General features: G+C 57.6%; 3 protein-coding genes and 1 pseudogene. 1 reads left to right on the forward strand and 3 read right to left on the reverse strand.

All coding sequences use genetic code 11. The features are described 5' to 3' along the window. The 3 genes from aat to L0H65_RS17440 all read right to left on the reverse strand — a co-directional run. Positions 1-523 (reverse strand): leucyl/phenylalanyl-tRNA--protein transferase (gene aat / locus L0H65_RS17430; protein ID WP_301460493.1); only part of this gene is annotated, 523 nt, incomplete at its 3' end. 39 nt (positions 524-562) lie between these two features. After that, a complete protein-coding gene (gene accC, locus L0H65_RS17435; protein WP_301460494.1) occupies positions 563-1,912 on the reverse strand; it encodes an acetyl-CoA carboxylase biotin carboxylase subunit in 1,350 nt (449 codons plus the stop codon). A gap of 10 nt (positions 1,913-1,922) precedes the next feature. Further along, a complete protein-coding gene (locus L0H65_RS17440) occupies positions 1,923-2,402 on the reverse strand; it encodes an acetyl-CoA carboxylase biotin carboxyl carrier protein subunit (protein ID WP_301460495.1) in 480 nt (159 codons plus the stop codon). A 228-nt stretch (positions 2,403-2,630) separates the two neighbouring features. Between L0H65_RS17440 and L0H65_RS17445 the strand changes: the two are divergent. Then, positions 2,631-2,931 (forward strand): annotated as a pseudogene (locus L0H65_RS17445) (dihydropyrimidine dehydrogenase); the annotation flags it as partial.

The following is a 2,931-nucleotide window of genomic DNA, read 5'->3' on the forward strand; positions in this document are numbered from 1 at the left end:
GCGAAACCTCCACCGCGCCCAATGATGCCAAATGCGGCGTCAGGAATTGCGTATCAAACAGCGTGAAGCCACCGGCCCGCAAGCGATGCACCAGCCAGGCCAGCGCCAGTTTTGACGCGTCGGTGCGGGTGGAGAACATGCTTTCGCCAAAAAATGCAGCCCCCAGCGTCACGCCATAAACCCCGCCGGTCATTTCGCCCTCCTCCCAGACCTCAAGGCTATGGGCGTGGCCCATAAGGTGAAGTTTTTGATAAAGCATCATGATTTCTGCATTTATCCAGGTTTCCGGCCGGTTGGCGCAATGACGCACACAGGCCAGAAAATCGAAGTTTGTTCGAATAGTGTAAGTATTCCGCGCAATTCTTTGAGAAAGACTACGGGAAATATAGAAATTATCCAATTCGAACACGCCGCGCTGGCGAGGATCAACCCAATGGATGTCCGTTGATGTGCTGCTGTCCGCCATCGGAAACACGCCGATTGCATAGGCGTGAAGTAACAGGTCCGCGGTTATCTGCTGCATGGTGCGTGTAGGGCGGTCATTGCCGACCGCCCGATCCGATCACTTGCCAAACTGCGTTTCGAGCCATTTTTCAAGCCAGTGGATGTTGTATTCGCCGTTTTGCACGTCGGGTTCGGCCAAAAGCGCATGAAACAGCGGCACCGTCGTATCAACACCGTCCACGATCAACTCGCCCAAGGCGCGGCGCAGACGGGCAAGCGCCTCTGGCCGGTCGCGGCCATGCACGATCAGTTTGCCGATCAGGCTGTCGTAATAGGGCGGAATCGAATAACCGCCATAAAGGGCACTATCCATCCGCACCCCAAGCCCGCCCGGCGCGTGGAAGGTGCGAACCTTGCCGGGGCAGGGCGTGAAGTTCGGCAGCTTTTCGGCGTTGATCCGCACCTCGATCGCGTGACCGTTGATTTCCAGATCATTCTGCGCAAAGGACATTTCCATACCGGAGGCCACACGGATTTGCTCGCGTACCAGATCAACGCCGAAAATCGCTTCCGTTACCGGGTGTTCGACCTGAAGCCGCGTGTTCATTTCGATGAAGAAAAACTCCCCATCCTCATAAAGAAACTCCACCGTTCCAGCACCGATATAGTTTATCTTGGCGACCGCATCGGCGCAGATTTTGCCGATCCTGGCACGCAGTTCCGGCGTGATCACCGGGCCGGGGGCTTCCTCAAACACCTTTTGGTGACGGCGTTGCAGGGAACAGTCACGCTCCCCCAGATGCACGGCTTTGCCGCGCCCGTCACCGAAGACCTGAATCTCGATATGGCGCGGTTTTTGAAGATATTTTTCGATATAGACTTCATCATTGCCGAAGGCGGCTTTCGCTTCGCTCCGCGCGGTGCGGAAGGCGACTTCCAACTCCTTGGCGTTCCTCGCGACCTTCATGCCGCGACCGCCACCGCCCGCCGTGGCTTTGATGATGACCGGAAACCCGATGCTTTCCGCCGCACCTATCGCCGACTCGTAATCCGGAACGCCGCCTTCAGAGCCCGGAACCACCGGAATCCCCAGTGCTGCCGCCGTTTCCTTGGCGGTGATCTTGTCGCCCATGATGCGGATATGTTCCGCAGACGGGCCGATGAAGGTGATGCCATGATCTTCCAAAGCCTGCGCGAAACCGGCGTTTTCGGAAAGGAAACCATAGCCGGGGTGAACTGCCTGCGCGCCGGTAATCTCACAAGCGGAAATGATCGCGGCTTTGTTGAGATAGCTGTCGGTCGAAGACGCAGGCCCGATGCAGATGGATTCGTCCGCCATTCGGACATGCATCGCGTCACTGTCAGCGGTGGAGTGAACGGCGACCGAGGCGATGCCCATTTCCTGGCAGGCGCGGATCACGCGCAAGGCAATCTCGCCCCTGTTGGCAATCAGGATCTTGTCAAACATGGTTTGCCCCTTATTCGATGATCATCAAGGGGGCGCCGAATTCGACCGGGCTGCCATCCTCGAACATGATCCGCTTCACGGTTCCGGCGCGGGGGGCAGGGATGTGGTTCATGGTTTTCATCGCTTCGATGATCAGCACGGTGTCACCCTCGGCCACCCGCGCGCCAACGGTCACGAAAGGCGTCGCCCCCCGCTCGGCGGCAAGATAGGCGGTGCCAACCATGGGTGAGGTCAGTGCGCCCGGTAGTTGTGCGGGGTCTTCGCTTTGCACCGGGGCCGCAGTGCCTGTCGGGGCCATTTGCATCGGGGCAGACATCGCAGCGGGTGCTGCCATATGGATGACATTGGCCTGTTTCACGACCCGCACGTCAAGGCTGTCGTCTTCGGCATAATCGCGTTTCACCGAAAGTTCGGTCAGATCATTGGAGTTCAGGATTTCCGCAAGCGCCTTGATGAATGCCACGTCTGCGTCTGTTGATTGTTTGCTCATACCGTCCTCGTTGGCCTGTTCCTGGGGTTGGTTGCCATTGAATTGCGCCATGCCCCTTGCTTAGTCGCGCCTGTTATACGCCAGCGAAGGCCGGGTGAAAAGCACCTGTTGGATTAGCTGCGCTGCAAAACTGATCGAGGAAAACCACGGACTCACATTTTACCGTTTGATAAAAAAATTTACCTGTGGCAGATTTTTGACAAGTGGATGGCAGGGAAGGTCCAGATCATGTCCAACAACCCGTTGACGCCGGGGCTTGCGGCGGGGCGCTTGCCCGCTGAAGCTTACGCGCATAATTTCAGTGATCTGGACCCGGTTCTGGATAGCCATGAGGCGCTTGTTGCCGCTGACCGCTGTTATTTCTGCTATGACGCGCCCTGTATATCGGCCTGCCCGACGGCGATTGATATTCCCATGTTCATTCGTCAGATCGCGACCGGCACGCCGGAAGCGGCGGCAAAGACGATCTGGGATCAGAACATTCTGGGCGGTATGTGCGCGCGGGTTTGCCCGACCGAACAGCTTTGTG

It is taken from the genome of Pseudorhodobacter sp., assembly GCF_030452865.1.
Classification (GTDB): domain Bacteria; phylum Pseudomonadota; class Alphaproteobacteria; order Rhodobacterales; family Rhodobacteraceae; genus Pseudorhodobacter.